Origin of the sequence: Streptomyces sp. A0592 (genome assembly GCF_004795115.1) — a bacterium.
Classification (GTDB): Bacteria; Actinomycetota; Actinomycetes; order Streptomycetales; family Streptomycetaceae; genus Streptomyces; species Streptomyces erythrochromogenes.
Genome location: NZ_SSBM01000009.1, coordinates 157,391 through 174,666, shown reverse-complemented (window position 1 = coordinate 174,666; position 17,276 = coordinate 157,391). Strand labels below are relative to the sequence as shown.

Annotated in this window: 16 protein-coding genes and 1 pseudogene; 12 read left to right on the top strand and 5 right to left on the bottom strand. The window is 72.8% G+C overall.

The genetic code is table 11. From position 1 onward, the window contains the following. Positions 1–2 precede the first annotated feature (2 nt). The 7 genes from E6U81_RS16080 (at position 3) to E6U81_RS16050 (ending at position 5,970) form a co-directional block, all read left to right on the top strand. Positions 3–908 (top strand): ribonuclease Z, encoded by a 906-nt coding sequence (locus tag E6U81_RS16080; RefSeq protein ID WP_136230755.1) that lies wholly within the window; start codon positions 3–5, stop codon positions 906–908. Positions 909–1,083: 175 nt separating this feature from the next. After that, positions 1,084–2,178, top strand: a complete 1,095-nt coding sequence (locus tag E6U81_RS16075; RefSeq protein ID WP_206309944.1) for a PfkB family carbohydrate kinase — start codon at positions 1,084–1,086, stop codon at positions 2,176–2,178. 152 nt (positions 2,179–2,330) lie between these two features. Further along, on the top strand, positions 2,331–3,371 hold the full coding sequence (locus E6U81_RS16070; RefSeq protein ID WP_136230754.1) for a PhoH family protein: 1,041 nt from the start codon (positions 2,331–2,333) through the stop codon (positions 3,369–3,371). 13 nt (positions 3,372–3,384) lie between these two features. Continuing rightward, positions 3,385–3,882: an rRNA maturation RNase YbeY gene (gene ybeY, locus E6U81_RS16065; protein ID WP_136230753.1), complete on the top strand. Its 498-nt coding sequence runs from the start codon at positions 3,385–3,387 to the stop codon at positions 3,880–3,882. Further along, the gene (locus E6U81_RS16060; protein WP_136230752.1) at positions 3,879–5,183 is read left to right on the top strand and encodes a hemolysin family protein; all 1,305 of its coding nucleotides are present in this window, start codon (positions 3,879–3,881) and stop codon (positions 5,181–5,183) included. Before ybeY ends, E6U81_RS16060 begins: the two co-directional genes overlap by 4 nt. Beyond that, entirely contained in the window at positions 5,180–5,533 is a 354-nt protein-coding gene (locus E6U81_RS16055) for an MmcQ/YjbR family DNA-binding protein (protein WP_030957668.1), read from the top strand. The genes E6U81_RS16060 and E6U81_RS16055 overlap by 4 nt, the downstream gene beginning before the upstream one ends. 80 nt (positions 5,534–5,613) lie before the next feature. Beyond that, positions 5,614–5,970, top strand: a complete 357-nt coding sequence (locus E6U81_RS16050) for a cytidine deaminase (protein WP_136230751.1) — start codon at positions 5,614–5,616, stop codon at positions 5,968–5,970. A 272-nt stretch (positions 5,971–6,242) separates the two neighbouring features. On the opposite strand, the gene E6U81_RS16045 is transcribed toward E6U81_RS16050, so the two are convergent. Beyond that, the gene (locus tag E6U81_RS16045; RefSeq protein ID WP_136230750.1) at positions 6,243–7,565 is read right to left on the bottom strand and encodes an MFS transporter; all 1,323 of its coding nucleotides are present in this window, start codon (positions 7,563–7,565) and stop codon (positions 6,243–6,245) included. A gap of 71 nt (positions 7,566–7,636) precedes the next feature. Between E6U81_RS16045 and E6U81_RS16040 the strand changes: the two genes are divergently transcribed. From E6U81_RS16040 to era, 4 genes and pseudogenes are all read left to right on the top strand, one after another. Further along, a complete protein-coding gene (locus E6U81_RS16040) occupies positions 7,637–8,671 on the top strand; it encodes a helix-turn-helix domain-containing protein (RefSeq protein WP_136230749.1) in 1,035 nt (344 codons plus the stop codon). A 116-nt stretch (positions 8,672–8,787) separates the two neighbouring features. Beyond that, positions 8,788–10,080 carry a beta-xylosidase gene (locus E6U81_RS16035; RefSeq protein WP_136230748.1) on the top strand — a complete coding sequence of 431 codons (1,293 nt, stop codon included), beginning with the start codon at positions 8,788–8,790 and terminating at the stop codon, positions 10,078–10,080. Next, positions 10,077–10,526: pseudogene (locus E6U81_RS41025) on the top strand (DUF916 domain-containing protein); the annotation flags it as partial. The gene E6U81_RS16035 and the pseudogene E6U81_RS41025, both read left to right, overlap by 4 nt. Positions 10,527–11,021: 495 nt before the next feature. Next, on the top strand, positions 11,022–11,972 hold the full coding sequence (era, locus tag E6U81_RS41020; RefSeq protein ID WP_168714643.1) for a GTPase Era: 951 nt from the start codon (positions 11,022–11,024) through the stop codon (positions 11,970–11,972). A 37-nt stretch (positions 11,973–12,009) separates the two neighbouring features. Here the strand turns inward: era and E6U81_RS16025 are convergent, their stop codons facing one another. The 4 genes from E6U81_RS16025 to E6U81_RS16010 all read right to left on the bottom strand — a co-directional run bounded on the left by E6U81_RS16025 (position 12,010) and on the right by E6U81_RS16010 (position 15,040). Further along, a complete protein-coding gene (locus E6U81_RS16025) occupies positions 12,010–12,744 on the bottom strand; it encodes a class I SAM-dependent methyltransferase (protein WP_136230746.1) in 735 nt (244 codons plus the stop codon). 91 nt (positions 12,745–12,835) lie between these two features. Next, complete coding sequence (locus E6U81_RS16020; RefSeq protein ID WP_240803839.1) at positions 12,836–13,660, bottom strand: GNAT family N-acetyltransferase; 825 nt, start codon at positions 13,658–13,660, stop codon at positions 12,836–12,838. A gap of 27 nt (positions 13,661–13,687) precedes the next feature. Further along, positions 13,688–13,957, bottom strand: coding sequence for a protealysin inhibitor emfourin (locus E6U81_RS16015; RefSeq protein ID WP_030840943.1), 270 nt, complete (start codon positions 13,955–13,957; stop codon positions 13,688–13,690). A gap of 9 nt (positions 13,958–13,966) precedes the next feature. After that, the gene (locus E6U81_RS16010; protein WP_136230745.1) at positions 13,967–15,040 is read right to left on the bottom strand and encodes a M4 family metallopeptidase; all 1,074 of its coding nucleotides are present in this window, start codon (positions 15,038–15,040) and stop codon (positions 13,967–13,969) included. A 406-nt stretch (positions 15,041–15,446) separates the two neighbouring features. Here E6U81_RS16010 and leuA point away from each other — a divergent pair, with 406 nt between their 5' ends. Next, positions 15,447–17,210, top strand: a complete 1,764-nt coding sequence (leuA, locus tag E6U81_RS16005; protein ID WP_136230744.1) for a 2-isopropylmalate synthase — start codon at positions 15,447–15,449, stop codon at positions 17,208–17,210. Positions 17,211–17,276: the final 66 nt, after the last annotated feature.

Below are 17,276 nucleotides of genomic sequence, written 5' to 3'. Positions count from 1 at the left end.
ACGTGTCCGCCAGAGAGTTCGTGGTGCTGGGCACCGCCAGCCAGGTGCCCACCCGCCACCGCAACCACAACGGCTACCTGCTGCGCTGGGACGGCGAGGGCATCCTCTTCGACCCGGGCGAGGGCACGCAGCGGCAGATGCTGCGTGCCGGGGTCGCCGCGCACGACATCAACCGGATCTGCATCACCCATTTCCACGGTGACCACAGCCTCGGCCTCGCCGGGGTGATCCAGCGGATCAACCTCGACCAGGTCCCGCACCCCGTCGCCGCGCACTACCCGGCGTCGGGGCAGAAGTTCTTCGACCGGCTCCGGTACGCCACGGCCTACCGCGAGACCGTGCCGATCGCCGAGGAACCGGTGGCCGAGGACGGAACCGTCGCGCACGGGGCCTCGTACGTCCTGGAGACCCGGCGGCTCTCGCATCCGGTGGAGTCCTTCGGCTACCGGATCACCGAGCCCGACGGCCGCCGGATGGTGCCCGAGCTGCTCGCCCGGCACGGGATCAAGGGGCCCGACGTGGGCCGGATCCAGCGCGACGGGCACCTCGGCGGGGTCACCCTGGAAGAGGTCAGCGAGCCCAGGCCCGGGCAGCGCTTCGCGTTCGTCATGGACACCCGGCTCTGCACCGGCGTGGACGAGCTCGCCGAGGGCTGCGACATGCTGGTGATCGAGTCGACCTTCCTCGACGAGGACGAGCGGCTGGCCACCGACCACGGGCACCTCACCGCCGGCCAGGCGGCACGCGTGGCGCGCGACGCGGGCGTCCGGCACCTCGTGCTGACGCACTTCTCGCAGCGGTACACCGATCCGACCGAATTCGAACGCCAGGCGCGGGCGGCGGGATTCGAGGGGGAGCTCACCGTGGCGGCGGACCTGATGAGGGTTCCGCTGCCGAAGCGGGGCTGACGCGCGCGGCCCGGGGCGCACGGCGTCGCGGGCCCGCCCGCGGGTTGCGGCGATCGGGTCGCAGGGCATGTTGTGGGTGATCTGCGCCACACTGGGTTTTGGTCCCGCCCCTGGTGGGGAGACCTGGCAGCTTTCACCGAGAAACGGCCCTTCGAGATCAACCGGGGAGACCACCGTGACCAGTCGGGACCTCGACAGCCGCACCGCAGCCGTGGACCCGCTCGGTCCGCTGCGCGACCCGGAGGAACCGGGCTGCGACGTCTTCCTGACCGGGACGGTCTTCCTCGACATCATCTTCACCGGCCTCGACTCGGCGCCGGTGCGCGGTACGGAGTCCTGGGCGCGCGGCATGGGCTCCAGCCCCGGCGGAGTCGCCAACATGGCCACCGCCCTGGCCCGGCTCGGCCTGCGCACCTCGCTCGCCGCGGCCTTCGGCGACGACCACTACGGCGAGTACTGCTGGGACGCCCTGGAGCAGGGTGAGGGCATCGACCTGTCCATGTCGCGGATCGTCCCCGGCTGGCACAGCCCCGTCACGGTCTCGATGGCCTACGAGGGCGAGCGCACGATGGTCTCCCACGGCCACGAGGCCCCCCCGCCGGCGGACCCCGGGTCCTCGCCGCAGTGTCCGCCCAGAGCCCGCGCCGCGGTGGCCTCCCTGGGGCCCGGCCGCGGCGAGGAGTGGATCGGCGGGGCCGCCCGGCGCGGCTCACGGGTCTTCGCGGACGTGGGCTGGGACGAGAGCGGGCGGTGGGACCTGGGGGCCCTGGCCGACCTGGAGCACTGCGAGGCCTTCCTGCCGAACGCCGGCGAGGCGATGCGGTACACGCGCACCGAATGCCCGCGGGCCGCGGCCCGCGCGCTGGCCGAGAAGGTCCCGATCGCGGTGGTGACCATGGGCGCGGAGGGCTCGTACGCGGTCGACGGGCGCACCGGGGAGACCGCGCACGTCCCGGGGATCTCCGTGGAGGCGCTGGACCCCACCGGGGCGGGGGACGTCTACGTGGCGGGCTTCGTCACCGGCACCCTGGCGGGCTGGCCGCTGGCGGACCGGCTCGCCTTCGCCGGGCTGACCGCGGCCCTGTCGGTCCAGGAGTTCGGCGGCTCCCTGTCGGCCCCCGGCTGGCCGGAGGTGGCCCACTGGTGGCGCGACGCCCCGCACGCACTGCGCGGCCGCTACGGCTTCCTGGACGACCTGATCCCGTCGGCCGCGACCCCGGCCGCCCGGCGCAGGGCCGTGCCGACCATCGGCTTCCGGCACTCCGCGTAGCCGGGGGACTGTGCGGCAGCCCGTCGCGGGCCGGCGGGGGCGGTGAAAACCTCTCGGGGAAGCAGCGGCGGCGACGTACGCTTGGTACTCCGGAGGTCGTCGATCGGCGCGGCCCCTCAGCAGGAGGTATGCGCAGGCCACAGTGCCGGCCCATGACTCAGACATCGACAGCCCACATCCCCGCGCCGGGGCAGGCGCGAGCGCACTTCACCGTACCGGCGACACACCCGATGGTGACTGTGCTCGGCTCGGGCGACGCCCTGTTGCGCGTGATCGAGAAGGCCTTCCCGAAGGCCGACATCCATGTTCGGGGCAATCAGGTCAGCGCGATCGGAGAGGCGGCGGAAGTCGCCCTGATCCAGCGACTGTTCGACGAGATGATGCTGGTGCTCCGCACCGGGCAGCCGATGACGGAGGACGCAGTGGAACGCTCGATCGCCATGCTCAAGGCGAGCGCGAACGGCAACGGCGACGGGCCCGAGACGCCCGCCGAGGTGCTCACCCAGAACATCCTTTCCAGCCGCGGCCGCACCATCCGCCCCAAGACCCTCAACCAGAAGCGGTACGTCGACGCGATCGACAAGAACACGATCGTCTTCGGCATCGGCCCCGCCGGTACCGGAAAGACCTACCTCGCCATGGCCAAGGCGGTCCAGGCCCTGCAGTCCAAGCAGGTCAGCCGGATCATCCTGACCCGGCCCGCCGTCGAGGCGGGGGAGCGGCTCGGCTTCCTGCCGGGCACCCTCTTCGACAAGATCGACCCGTACCTGCGCCCGCTCTACGACGCGCTGCACGACATGCTCGACCCCGACTCGATCCCGCGGCTGATGGCGGCGGGCACGATCGAGGTCGCGCCGCTGGCGTACATGCGCGGCCGCACGCTCAACGACGCGTTCGTGGTCCTCGACGAGGCCCAGAACACGACCGCCGAGCAGATGAAGATGTTCCTGACCCGGCTCGGCTTCGACTCGAAGATCGTGATCACGGGTGACGTCACCCAGATCGACCTTCCCGGCGGGGCGCGGAGCGGTCTGCGCCAGGTTCAGGAAATCCTCGACGGGGTACCCGACATCCACTTCTCCAGGCTCACGTCCGAGGATGTCGTCCGCCACAAGCTGGTCGGCCGTATCGTCGACGCGTACGAGAAGTACGACGACGGCCAGCAGGCCGCCAACGGCTACCAGCGGAAGTAGAACCCAGCGCACCATGTCGATCGACGTCAACAACGAGTCCGGAACCGAGGTCGACGAGCAGGCGATCCTCGACATCGCCCGTTACGCGCTCACCCGGATGCGGATCCACCCGCTCTCGGAGCTCTCCGTCATCGTCATCGACGAGGACGCGATGGAGCAGCTCCACATCCAGTGGATGGACCTGCCGGGCCCGACCGACGTCATGTCCTTCCCGATGGACGAGCTCCGTCCGCCGGGCAAGGACGACGAGGAGCCCCCGCAGGGGCTCCTCGGCGACATCGTGCTCTGCCCCGAGGTCGCGAAGAAGCAGGGCGAGGAAGCCCCGACGCAGCACTCCATGGACGAGGAGCTCCAGCTCCTGACCGTCCACGGGGTGCTGCACCTGCTCGGATACGACCACGAGGAGCCCGACGAGAAGGCCGAGATGTTCGGCCTCCAGGCGGCCATCGTGGACGGCTGGCGCGGTGAGCGCGGGCTGACCGGCCCGTCCCCGGCTCCCACCGTCTCGTGAGCGCCCCGCAACTGATCACCGGCGCGGTGCTGCTGGTGGTCGTGGCCTGGTTCGCGGCGTGCGCGGAGTCCGGCATCGCCCGCATCTCGATCTTCCGCGCCGAGCAGGCAGTACGGGAGGGCAGGCGCGGCAGCGAGAAGCTCGCCCAGGTCGCGGGCGACCCCACCCGCTACCTCAACGTGGCACTGCTGGTCAGGGTCACCTGCGAGATGGCGGCCGGGGTCCTGGTCACGTACGTCTGCCTCGACGAGTTCGGCGAGAACTGGACCGCGCTGCTCGTGGCCATCGCCGTGATGGTGCTGGTCTCCTTCGTCGCCGTGGGGGTCTCCCCGCGCACGATCGGCCGCCAGCACCCGCTGAACACGGCGACGGCTGCGGCGTACGTCCTCGTACCGCTCGCCCGGATCATGGGGCCGATCCCGCAGCTGCTGATCCTCGTCGGCAACGCGCTCACTCCGGGGAAGGGCTTCCGCAAGGGCCCCTTCGCCTCGGAGGCCGAGCTGCGGGCGATGGTCGACCTCGCCGAGAAGGAATCGCTCATCGAGGACGACGAGCGCCGGATGGTGCACCAGGTCTTCGAACTCGGCGACACCCTCGTGCGCGAGGTGATGGTGCCGCGCACCGACCTGGTCTGCATCGAGCGCTACAAGACGGTCCGTCAGGCGACCACGCTCGCCCTGCGGTCCGGTTTCTCGCGCATCCCGGTCACCGGGGAGAACGAGGACGACATCGTCGGCATCGTCTACCTGAAGGACCTGGTCCGCAAGACGCACGTCAACCGGGAGTCCGAGGCCGACCTGGTGTCGACGGCGATGCGGCCGGCCGTCTTCGTACCGGACACCAAGAACGCGGGCGATCTGCTGCGCGAGATGCAGCAGGTACGCAACCACGTGGCCGTCGTGATCGACGAGTACGGCGGTACGGCCGGCATCGTCACCATCGAGGACATCCTCGAGGAGATCGTCGGCGAGATCACGGACGAGTACGACCGGGAGCTCCCGCCGGTCGAGGATTTGGGCGAGGACCGCTACCGGGTCACGGCGCGCCTGGACATCACCGACCTCGGTGAGCTGTTCAAGGTCGAGGCCTTCGACGACGAGGACGTCGAGACGGTCGGCGGACTGCTGGCGAAGGCGCTGGGCCGGGTTCCGATCGCGGGCGCCTCGGCGCTGGTGGAACTGCCGGACGGGCGTCCGCTGCGGCTGACGGCCGAGTCGCCGGCGGGCCGGCGGAACAAGATCGTGACGGTGCTGGTCGAACCGGTGGCCGCGGCCGAGGCCGCGGGGGAGGAGGGGGAATGACCCCGGCGCAGCTGCGGGAGTTCTGTCTGGGCTTCAACGCGGCGGTGGAGGAGTTCCCCTTCACCCCGGAGACCTCGGTGTTCAAGGTGAAGGGCAAGATGTTCGCGCTCAGCGCGCTGGACGCCGAGCCGCTGAAGGTCAACCTCAAGTGCGAGCCGGAGCTGGCGGTACGGCTGCGTGAGGAGCACGGGGCGATCGCGCCGGGCTACCACATGAACAAGCGGCACTGGAACACGGTGACCGTGGGCGGGATCCCCGACGCGATGCTGCGCGAGCTCGTCGAGGACTCCTACGACCTGGTGGTGGCGGGGCTGCCGCGGGCGGAGCGGCTGAAGCTCGACCGGCCCTGAGGCGGGCCGTGCCGGGCCGCGGCCCGGCCGCGGCGGGGTCGTTGCACGGCCGGGCAGCGGTGCTCCCTATGCTTTCGACCATGACGGAGAGCACCGGGATCGCCCCCGAGGACAGCAAGATCATCACGCTGGCGCGCAGCGCCCGGGCCCGCAACGGGGTGCCCGAGGGGGCGGCGGTGCGGGACGAGACGGGACGGACGTACGTCGCGGGGACGGTGGAGCTCGACTCCCTGAAGCTGAGCGCGCTGCAGACCGCGGTCGCGATGGCCGTGGCCAGCGGGGCCCGGTCGCTGGAGGCCGCCGCCGTCGTGAGCGCGGCCGAGGCCCCGGCCGAGGCCGACCGCGCGGCCGTCCGCGACCTCGGCGGCCCGGACACCCCGGTCCTGTTGGCCGCCCCGGACGGCACCCTGAGGTCCACGACCCCGGCCGGGTCGTAGCCTCCGGCCTCCCGGCGGTCGCCGCCCCCGTGTTCGGCCGCGGCCCGGCAGGCCCCGCCCGGCTGTTCCGGCCGGGGCCGGGCGAATCCAGCCCCGCCGGCGTTTGAGGCGCGGGGTCTGGGGCGGCGCCCCAGGAAACCCGGCTCCGCCGGCACCGGGCTCCGCCCGGACCCGCGCACCGGGCTCCGCCGGCCACCGCTGGGAGGTGCCCCCTGGCGAGGCTGGATGTGCCCCGCCGGGATCGGGTTCGGCGCGGCGGGGCGCCGGCGCCGTCATGCGGGGCGCGCTCCGCCGGGGAGTCCGGCCGCTCCGCCGGGAGGCCGACGGCGGATGACCATCGCCATCAGGGCCGCCGTCGCGCACAGGCCTCCCGAGGCGTACCAGACCACGTCGTACGAGCCCGTGAGGTCCCGGGCCAGGCCTCCCAGGAAGGCGACCGCCGCCGCGCCGATCTGGTGCGAGGCGAGCACCCAGCCGAAGACGATCGCGCCGTCGTCCCCGTAGTGCTCGCGGCACAGGGCGATCGTCGGGGGGACCGTCGCGACCCAGTCCAGGCCGTAGAAGACGATGAAGAAGACCAGCGGCGGACGCACCGACGGCGCCAGCAGGATCGGCAGCAACAGCAGCGACACCCCGCGCAGGGCGTAGTAGACGGCCAGCAGCCGCCGGGCCTCGTAGCGGTCCGTGAACCAGCCCGAGGCGATCGTGCCGACCACGTCGAAGACGCCGATCACCGCCAGCAGCCCGGCCGCCGCCGTCACCGGCATGCCGTGGTCGTGCGCCGCCGGCACGAAGTGCGTCCGCACCAGCCCGTTCGTCGAGGCCCCGCAGATCGCGAAGGTGCCCGCGAGGAGCCAGAAGGGGCCGGTCCGGGCCGCGTCGGCGAGGACCTTCAGCGCCCGCCTCGCCGCACCCACGGCCGGGGCGGGCTTGGGCGCGTAGGTGCCGCCGTACGGCGCGAGCCCCACGTCCGCGGGGTGGTCGCGCAGCAGCAGCCAGACGAACGGCACGACGGCCAGCGCGGCCACGGCGACCGTCACCGTCGCCGGGCGCCAGCCGTGGCGGTCCACCAGCCACGCCAGCAGCGGCAGGAAGACCAGCTGTCCTGAGGCTCCGGCGGCGGTCAGGATGCCGGTGACCAGGCCGCGCCGGGCGGTGAACCAGCGGCCCGTCACCGTCGCGGCGAAGGCCAGGGCCATCGAGCCGCTGCCCAGCCCGACGAGCACGCCCCAGCACAGCACCAGCTGCCAGGGCTCGGTCATCCACACCGTGGCCACCGCACCGCCCGCGATGACGGTCAGGGCCAACGCCACGACCCTGCGGATGCCGAAGCGGTCCATCAGCGCCGCGGCGAAGGGCGCGGTGATGCCGTAGAGGGCGAGGTTCACGGAGACGGCCACCCCGATGGTGCCGCGCGACCAGTCGAACTCCTCGTGCAACGGCTCGATGAGCAGTCCGGGCAGGGAGGCGAAACCGGCGGCGCCGATGATCGTCACGAAGGCGACGGCGGCGACGTACCAGGCGCGGTGGACGCGTCCGGCCCGCCGGGGGGTGGGGGCGGGAAGGGTGTCGGGGGTGGGGGCTGTCTGGGTCACGCGAGAAGCTTCGGGCCGGCGGGACACCGTACGACAGTGGCCTGACTGTCATGCTTCGATACGATCGGGCCATGGAACCTGCGCCGCACCGCGTCGTCGTCCTGGCCCTTCCCGGGCTGCTGCCCTTCGAGCTCGGCATCCCCCACCGGATCTTCGGCCGTGCCAAGGACCGGGCCGGGCGGCCGCTGTACGAGATCCTCACGTGCGGGACGGCCCCCGGCCCGATCCCCACGGACGCCGACTTCGCCATCCAGGTCGCGCAGGGCCCCGAGCTGCTCGCCACCGCCGACACGGTGGTCGTGCCGGCCTCGTACGAGCTGGGACCGGTCCACGAGGAGGGCAGGCTGGGTGACGAGCTCGCTGCGGCCCTCGCGCACATCCGGCCCGGCACCCGGCTCGTCTCCATCTGCACGGGCGGCTACGTGCTGGCCGCCGCCGGCTACCTGGACGGCCGGCGGGCCACCACCCACTGGGCCTCCGCCGAGCACTTCCAACAGCTCTTCCCCGCCGTGAAGGTGGACCCCGACGTGCTCTACACCGATGACGGGGACGTGCTGACCTCGGCGGGCGTGGCCGCCGGGATCGACCTGTGCCTGCACATCGTGCGCCGTGACCACGGTGCGGCCGTCGCGAACGAGGCCGCCCGGCGGACCGTCGTACCGCCCCACCGCGAGGGCGGGCAGGCGCAGTTCGTCGACCGCCCGGTGCCGGAGCCGCAGCTCGCCACCACCACCGCGGCCCGCGCCTGGGTGCTGGACCGGCTGCACGAGCCGCTCCGGCTCACCGACATGGCCCGGCAGGAGGCCATGTCGGTACGGACCTTCACGCGCCGCTTCCGCGAGGAGGCGGGCATCAGCCCGGGCCAGTGGATCACCGGCCGGCGGGTGGAGCGGGCGCGGCGGCTGCTGGAGCAGACGGAGCTGTCGATGGAACAGGTCGCGCGGGAGAGCGGCTTCGGGACGGCCCAGTCCCTGCGCAAGCACGTGCAGGCGGCACTGGGGGTGAGCCCGACGGCCTACCGGCGCACCTTCCGTGCCACCGGGGGAGGCGGTGCCACGCTCCCATCTCCTGATGGGCCATCAGTTGCTGCCGGGCCCGTGCATTGACTTCTCCCGCCGCCCGCTCGTGAATGGCCCCCTGCGCGGGGCTCGGCGCGAGGGAACCCAGGGGGCGGGCAGTGCGAACACGGGCGCGGAACCGGAGATGGTCGGCAGCCGTCGGCATGGCCGCACTGGCGGCCACGGCCGGGGGTGCCCTCGGCGCACCCGCCGCGGCCGAGGGCGAGACGCCCCCGGGACAGGTGGACTTCCCCACGCAGTGCCTGGCGCCCCAGGAAGCCGGAATCCCGCCCGCCGACGGGCAGACCACCGCCCGGATCACCGTGGACGACCCGGCACCCCGGGTCGGCGACACCGTCACCGTGACCTACCAGGTGATCGGGACCCCGGCCCGGAACCCGGTCGGCGGCGAACTCCCCGCCGACACGCTCACCCCGACCGGCCGGATCGTCCTGGCGGGCGCCCAGAGCGGCGAGGTGACCGTCGTCGGCGCCCAGCGCAACGACCCCGTCCCGGCCGGCGCGCCCCTGCCCGCCGTCACCATGACCGGCACCTTCACCGTCACCGCGCCCGGCGAGATCACCCTGGCCCCGGGCGCCTACACCCTGCACACCGGCCACCTGCTCGACCTCGACACCTCCTGCACCGCCGCCGCCCCGGCCGCCGCACCCGTCTCCGCCCGCCTCACCGCCGCCGAACTGCCCACGGCCAACCTGCGCAGCGTCTTCCTCGCCACCGCCCACGGACAGCCCGGAGCCAAGGTCCGGGTCACCGCCGCGGGCTTCCCTCCGGGCGCCGCCGTGACCGTCGCCGGGCGGGCGGGCGCCGCCGAGACCGCCGACCGGGTGAGCGCCACCGCCGACGGCCTGGGCACGACCGTCGTCGAGCTGCCGGTCACGGACCGGGCCACCACCGCGGTGGTGGCCTACGAGGGCGCCGCCTGGTCCGCGCGGCAGGGCTCCGGCCCTGCCGCGTACACGGTCGTCCACGCCGCCCCGCCGGCGTCCGGCACGCAGAAGGTCACCGCCACCGTCGAGCCGGGCGCGCTCGGCATGACCCAGGCGGGCGAGGACATCACGCTCGGCGCGGTCCCGTACGGCGACGGAGGCGCCGCCCCCGGCAGGATCGGCACCGTGACCGTCACCGACGCCCGTGGCGGCCCGGCCGGCTGGTCCCTGACCGGGAAGGTCACCGACTTCACCGGGCCGGGCGGGATCCGCATCCCGGGCGCGTCCCTGTCCTGGACCCCCTCGTGCGTGGCGGCACCCGGAAGCCAGAGCCCCTGTACGCCGGGCAGCGCGGGCGTCGTCGGCCCGGAGGGCGCCCTCCTGGCCTCCGCCCCGGACGCCCCGCTGGTCGGCGGCACCTTCACCATCGACGCAGCCGTCACCCTGCACGTGCCGCCGTACACCCCGCCGGGCGCCTACACGGCGGTCCTCACGCTGACCCTGTCGTGACCCTGATCCAGCCCGGCCGGCGATCGCGGCGCGGCGTCCGGCTCGCCGCGCTCCTCGCCACGGCCCTGGCCGCGCCGGGCCTCGCACTGCTGCCCGCCGGGACGGCGGGGGCCGTGGACAACGGGCAGTGGTCCGTCCTGCCCGCCGCGAACGCCGCGGGCCGGCGCCCGTACTTCTACCTCGCCGCCGCGCCCGGCCAGAGCGTCGCCGACGCCGTCACCGTCACCAACCGGACCGACCGCCCCCGCACCTTCCGCCTCTACGCCGCCGACGCCCACAACACCGCCCGCGACGGCGGCTTCGCCCTGCGCGGGCCCGACGAGCCGCGCCGGGCCGCCGCGGCGTGGACGAAGCTCGACCGGGAGCGGGTCACCGTCCCGGCCGGGGGCACGGTCCGCGTCGGCTTCACCCTCGCCGTCCCCGACCGTGCGGAACCGGGGGACCACCCCGGCGCCGTCGTGGCCCTCGAAGAACGACTCCCCGCTGCGACCGCCGACGCCCGGGGGATCGGGGTGCAGCAGGCCGTCGCCGCCCGGCTGTACCTGCGGGTGACCGGCCCCACCGCGCCCGCCCTGGCCGTCCGGGACGTCACCGTGCACCGGCGCGGCGCCGCCGCGGAGATCTCGTACACGCTCCACAACACCGGCAACGTCACCCTCCGGCCCCGGGCCACCCTCACCGCCTCCGGGGCGCTCGGCCGCCGGCTGCTCGACCGCGGGCTCACCGGGCTGCCCGCCGAACTGCTGCCGGGTCAGGAAGTGCGCCTGCAGGCCCGCTGGGACGGTCCGCCCGCCGCGGAATGGGCCCGGGTGACGGTGCGCGCGCGGTCCGACGGAACCACAGCTCAGGGCCGTGCCGCCTACGCCGTGCACCCGCCGCTGACGACACTGCTCGCCCTCGCCGCACTGGTCTGGTCGGCGCTGGGAGCCGCATCGGGGAGAATGGCCCGTATGAGCGATCGTTCCCCCGAGTCCACCGCCCCGCACCGTGCGGGCTTCGCCTGCTTCGTCGGCCGTCCCAACGCCGGCAAGTCGACCCTCACCAACGCACTCGTGGGCACCAAGGTCGCGATCACCTCCAACCGGCCGCAGACCACCCGCCACACCGTCCGCGGCATCGTGCACCGCCCCGACGCGCAGCTCGTCCTCGTCGACACGCCCGGTCTGCACAAGCCGCGCACCCTGCTCGGCGAGCGCCTCAACGACGTCGTGCGCACCACCTGGGCCGAGGTCGACGTGATCGGCTTCTGCCTGCCGGCCGACCAGAAGCTCGGCCCCGGCGACAAGTTCATCGCCAAGGAGCTCGCGGGGATCAAGAAGACCCCCAAGATCGCCATCATCACCAAGACCGACCTCGTCGAGTCGAAGGTGGTGGGCGAGCAGCTCATCGCCGTCCACCGGCTCGCCGAGGAGCTGGGCTTCGAGTGGGCCGAGATCGTCCCCGTCTCGGCGGTCGGCGACAGCCAGGTCCAGCTGCTGGCCGACCTGATCGCGCCCCTGCTGCCGGAGAGCCCGCCGCTCTACCCCGAGGGCGACCTCACCGACGAGCCCGAGATGGTCATGGTCGCGGAGCTGATCCGCGAGGCCGCGCTGGAAGGCGTACGGGACGAGCTCCCGCACTCCATCGCCGTGGTCGTCGAGGAGATGATCCCGCGCGAGAACCGTCCTGCGGACCGTCCGCTGCTCGACATCCACGCCAACGTCTACATCGAGCGGCCGAGCCAGAAGGGCATCATCATCGGCCCGAAGGGCTCCCGCCTGAAGGAGGTCGGGATGAAGTCGCGCAAGCACATCGAGGCGCTGCTCGGGACCCCCGTCTTCCTCGACCTCCACGTGAAGGTCGCGAAGGACTGGCAGCGGGACCCCAAGCAGCTGCGCAAGCTCGGCTTCTGACCGGCCGCCCGGACCCGGACGCGGACCCGGACCCGCTCTAGGCGACGCGCCGCACCTTCAGCGCGTTGTCGGGCCGGGTCCCGGGCCGGCCCTCGGGGTCCGTCATGGCCTGGACGTGCTCCGCCGCGGTCAGGACCTCCCAGCTGCCCTCCGGCAGCTCCAGCTGCGCGAGGACCTCCTCCGGGGTGGGGAAGTGGATGTCCGCGAGGGCCTCCGGGTTCCACGACGGCCCTCCCGCGTGGCCCACCACGAGGAGGATCCCGCCGGGTGCCACCGCGGAGGCGGCCCGGCGCAGGATCCGCTCGCGCGGGAAGTCCCCGTAGCTGTGCAGGAAACACGCAGAGACGAGGTCGAACTCCCCCTCGGGGAACGACTGCGAGAAGTCGTGCTGCTGCCAGTCGACGAGCTCTCCGACCCCGGCGTCGGCGGCGTGCTCGGCCGCCCGGCCGAGGGCCACCTTCGAGATGTCGGTGGCGGTGACCCGCCACCCGCGACGGGCCAGCCAGACGGTGTCGGCGCCCTCCCCGCAGCCGAGGTCGAGTGCCCGGCCGGGGGCGAGGCCCTCGGCCTCGCGGACCAGGAGGGCGTTCGGGTTGCCGCTCCAGATGCGCGTGCTCTCGCTGTAGCGCCCGTCCCAGAACTCGGCGCCGCCGGCGACGGGCTCGCTCTCGTTGTCGTGCGCGTTCTGAGGGGCGTGGGCGTGGGCGTGGGCGTGGGCGTGGGCGTGGGCGTGGGCGTGGGCGTGCGCGTGCGCGTGGTCGTGCTTCGGCATGGGAGCCTCTTCCGCTCGGGGTCTTCGTACCCCCGATGCTGCGCCCGCCCCGCCCCCGTCGGCAAACATTGTTGCCGTCCCGGCAAATCCGCTACGCGCCGGCCGCCGGCGGCTCCGCGATCAGGGCCGTGCCCACCCGGTGGAATCCGGCGCGGCCGTAGATCCGTGCCACGTCCTCGTCGCCCGCCGAGAGGAAGACCGTACGCGCGCCCTGTGCACGGGCCTGCGCGACGAGGGCCGCGGTGACCCCGAGGGCCAGGCCCTGGCGGCGGGCGGACGGCAGGGTGCCGACGCCCACGACCTCGGCGACGTCCCCGACCGGGTTGAACATGCCCGAGCACAGCACCACGCCGTCGCGGACGGCCGCGGCCATCCCCGAGGTGCCCGCCGCGAGCTTCGCGGAGACGCTCGCCCGGCGGGCCTCCACCGACGGGTCCGCCAGGGCGGCCGACAGCTGTGCCGGTCCGGCCTCGCCCACCGCGGTCCCCGGCTCGGCGAAGGCCAGCGCCGGGACCGTCAGTGCGGCCGCCAGCAGGGGGTCCTCGGCGTCGAGCAGCCGCACCTCCGGGTGCGGGGGCAGCTCCTCGGCGGCCTCCAGCACCATCAGCGGATGCGCGTGGACGTGGAGTCCAGCCTCCTCCACCGCGGCGCGCAGCGCGGGGCTGGTCTCGGCGACCCACTCGAAGGCCTCCGGCACGCCGAGCTCGCGCTGGCGGGCGAGCACCCGCTCCACGTCGGCGGCGGCCGCGTCGGGGCCGCCGAGCGCGGGCCGCGCGTAGTACGGCCAGCCCGCGCCCTCCTGGACGAACAGGGTCAGGGGACCGAAGTCCTCGGCCCGGGCGCCGCCCACCCGCGGCACCGCGTCGTAGTACCGCTCCAGCTCGGACAGCGTCGAATCGATCATGGGATTGGTCATCCGGCCATCCAAGCAAAGGGCCGGTGCTCAGGCACCTTCTTTCAGGACGCGTGAGATCAGCGCCCGTTGGGCCTCCGACAGGCGCGGCTCGGCGCAGGAGACCGTCCGCCCGTCCACCGTGATCCGGTACGAGAAGCCGTCCCGCACCCGGTCCGCCGGGTCGCCCGGCGGGCCGGGCCGCAGCGCGAGCTGGGCCAGGGCCCGCCACTCGTCCTCGTCCGGCAGGCCCGACGTGTCCACCTCGGCCCGTCGCTCGATGCCCGCGAAGCCGCCCGTGCGTACCACCAGAATCCGCATGGGAGGGCTCTACCCCGCTACGGGTACGCCCACGGCCGACCACGCCTTCTGGAGTGCCTGGTGCTCGGCCCCGCCGTCCCCGTACCGGGTGGCGGCGGCCGCCGTGGACAGCCGGGCGAAGTCGGAGAAGTCGGCCTTCGGGGTGAGGTCCCCGCCGGTCAGGGTGTCGTACCAGATCTGTCCGGCCCGCTCCCAGGCCTTGCCGCCGAGCTCGGTGGCCGCGATGTAGAAGGCGTGGTTGGGGATGCCGGAGTTGATGTGGACACCGCCGTTGTCGCTGTGGGTGTTCACGTAGTCGTCCATGGTGGCCGGCTGCGGGTCCTTGCCGAGCTCGTCGTCGTCGTACGCGGTGCCCGGCGCCTTCATCGAGCGCAGGGCGACCCCGGTCACGTTGGGGCCGAGGAGGCCGGCCCCGATCAGCCAGTCGGCCTGGTCGGCCGTCTGCTCCAGCGAGTACTGCTTGATCAGGGAGCCGAAGACGTCGGACATCGACTCGTTCAGGGCGCCCGACTGGCCGCGGTAGCGCAGGTTCGCCGTGTACTGGGTGACGCCGTGGGTCAGCTCGTGCCCGATGACGTCCACCGACACGGTGAAGTCGAGGAAGAGGTCCCCGTCCCCGTCGCCGAAGACCATCTGCTGGCCGTCCCAGAAGGCGTTGTTGTAGTCCTCGCCGTAGTGGACGGTGGCGTCCAGCGGGAGTCCGGAGTCGTCGATCGAGCGGCGCCCGAAGCCCTTCAGGAACAGTTCGTACGTCGCCCCGAGCCCCGCGTAGGCGCGGTTCACGGTGGCGTCCTTGCTCGGCGGGTCGCCCTCCTCGCGGACCTTCGTCCCCGGCAGCTGCGTACGGTGCTGGGCGTCGAAGATCGTCCGTTGCGGATCGTCGCCCGCCGGTGCGGCGAGGGTGGGCACGATCCCGCGCACGGCGGTGACCCGGCGCCTGGTGCGCAGCAGGGAGTCGCGTTCGAGGGTGCGCTGGGCGAGGTCGGCGCGCCGGGTGTCCCCGGACAGGGCGGCCTTGTCGAGGAGGTGCGGCGGCACGACCGTGCAGAAGACGGGGTGGCGGTGAGTGTGGGAGGCATCCATGCCCGGCAATGTGGCACCGAGTCACTTCGGTGTCACTAGCTGCAACCATGATTCATTCGGTTGTGTCACCTTCCCCCGCTGCAGAAACGTGCCTGGTGTTTTCGCACGGCCGGAACGCGGCGGCTTCGGGGGATTGCCCCGACCTGGACGGCGGGAACGAGGCTTGGCTCACATTTGGTGCAAATCGGACGTGCGGGTCTTGCATACTGGAACAGGTCCTCGCGATACGGCGCGGCTCGGCTAGGCTCGGTCCATCATGCGTTTCGGGCTGCTTCTCCTTAGCTGCCGCGGCGAGGGTCTGTAGTCGTAGGCCGGCCCCCTCCCCGCGGAGTTTGGTGTTGCGGTTTTCACTACCGCCGTCGGCCGTCCCAGCGAACTACCGCGGACACGCGAGGAGCCCAACGCCATGAGCCAGCAGCCTTTTGTCGGTCGCCCCACGCCCATCACGAACGCGACCCACACCCAGAAGCCCTCCGGGATGCCGATCCACAAGTACGGACAGTACGAACAGGTGGACATCCCGGACCGCACCTGGCCCGGCGTCCGCGTCACCAAGGCCCCCCGCTGGCTGTCCACCGACCTGCGGGACGGCAACCAGTCGCTGATCGACCCCATGACCCCGGCCCGCAAGCGCGAGATGTTCGACCTGCTGGTGCGCATGGGCTACAAGGAGATCGAGGTCGGCTTCCCGTCCTCCGGCGAGACCGACTTCGCCTTCGTGCGGTCCATCATCGAAGAGGGCGCGATCCCGGACGACGTCACCATCTCCGTACTGACCCAGGCCCGCGAGGACCTGATCGAGCGGACCGTCGAGTCCCTGGTCGGCGCCAAGCGCGCCACCGTGCACCTGTACAACGCGACCGCGCCGACCTTCCGCCGGGTCGTCTTCCGCGGCTCCAAGGAGCAGATCAAGCAGATCGCCGTCGACGGCACCCGCCTGGTCATGGAGTACGCCGAGAAGCTGCTGGGCCCCGAGACCACCTTCGGCTACCAGTACAGCCCGGAGATCTTCACCGACACCGAGCTGGACTTCGCCCTGGAGGTCTGCGAGGCCGTCTGTGACGTCTGGCAGCCGTCCGAAGGCCGCGAGATCATCCTGAACCTGCCCGCCACCGTGGAGCGCTCGACGCCGTCCACCCACGCGGACCGCTTCGAGTGGATGGCCCGCAACCTGACCCGCCGCGAGCACATCTGCATCTCCGTGCACCCGCACAACGACCGCGGCACCGCCGTCGCCGCCGCCGAGCTGGCCCTGATGGCCGGCGCCGACCGCATCGAGGGCTGTCTGTTCGGGCAGGGCGAGCGCACCGGCAACGTCGACCTGATCACGCTGGGCATGAACCTGTTCTCCCAGGGCATCGACCCGCAGATCGACTTCTCGCAGATCGACGAGATCCGCCGCACCAGCGAGTACTGCAACCAGATGGAGGTCCACCCGCGCCACCCCTACGCGGGCGACCTGGTCTACACCGCCTTCTCCGGCTCCCACCAGGACGCCATCAAGAAGGGCTTCGACGCCATGGAGGCCGACGCGGCCGCCCGGGGCAAGACCGTCGACGACATCGAGTGGGCCGTTCCCTACCTGCCGATCGACCCCAAGGACGTCGGCCGCTCCTACGAGGCGGTCATCCGGGTCAACTCGCAGTCCGGCAAGGGCGGTATCGCGTACGTCCTGAAGAACGACCACAAGCTGGACCTGCCGCGCCGCATGCAGATCGAGTTCTCGCGCATCATCCAGGCCAAGACCGACGCCGAGGGCGGCGAGGTCACGCCGAAGGCGATCTGGGACGTCTTCTCCGACGAGTACCTGCCGAACCCGGAGAACCCGTGGGGCCGCATCCAGCTGCGCTCCGGTTCGACGGCCACCGACAAGGACGGCACGGACACGCTGACCGTCGAGGCGGTCGTGGACGGCGTGGAGACGGTCCTGAACGGCACCGGCAACGGCCCGATCTCCGCCTTCTTCGACGCGCTGGCCGGCATCGGCGTCGACGCCCGCCTGCTGGACTACACCGAGCACACCATGAGCGAGGGCGCTTCCGCCGTGGCCGCCTCCTACATCGAGTGCGCGATCGACGGCCGGGTCCTGTGGGGCATCGGCATCGACGCCAACACCACCCGCGCCTCCCTGAAGGCGGTCATCTCCGCCGTCAACCGCGCGGGCCGCTGACCACTCGCACGTGAACCCCGCTCCTCCTTCCGGGGGCGGGGTTCCGTCGTACCCGCCGACCCCCTC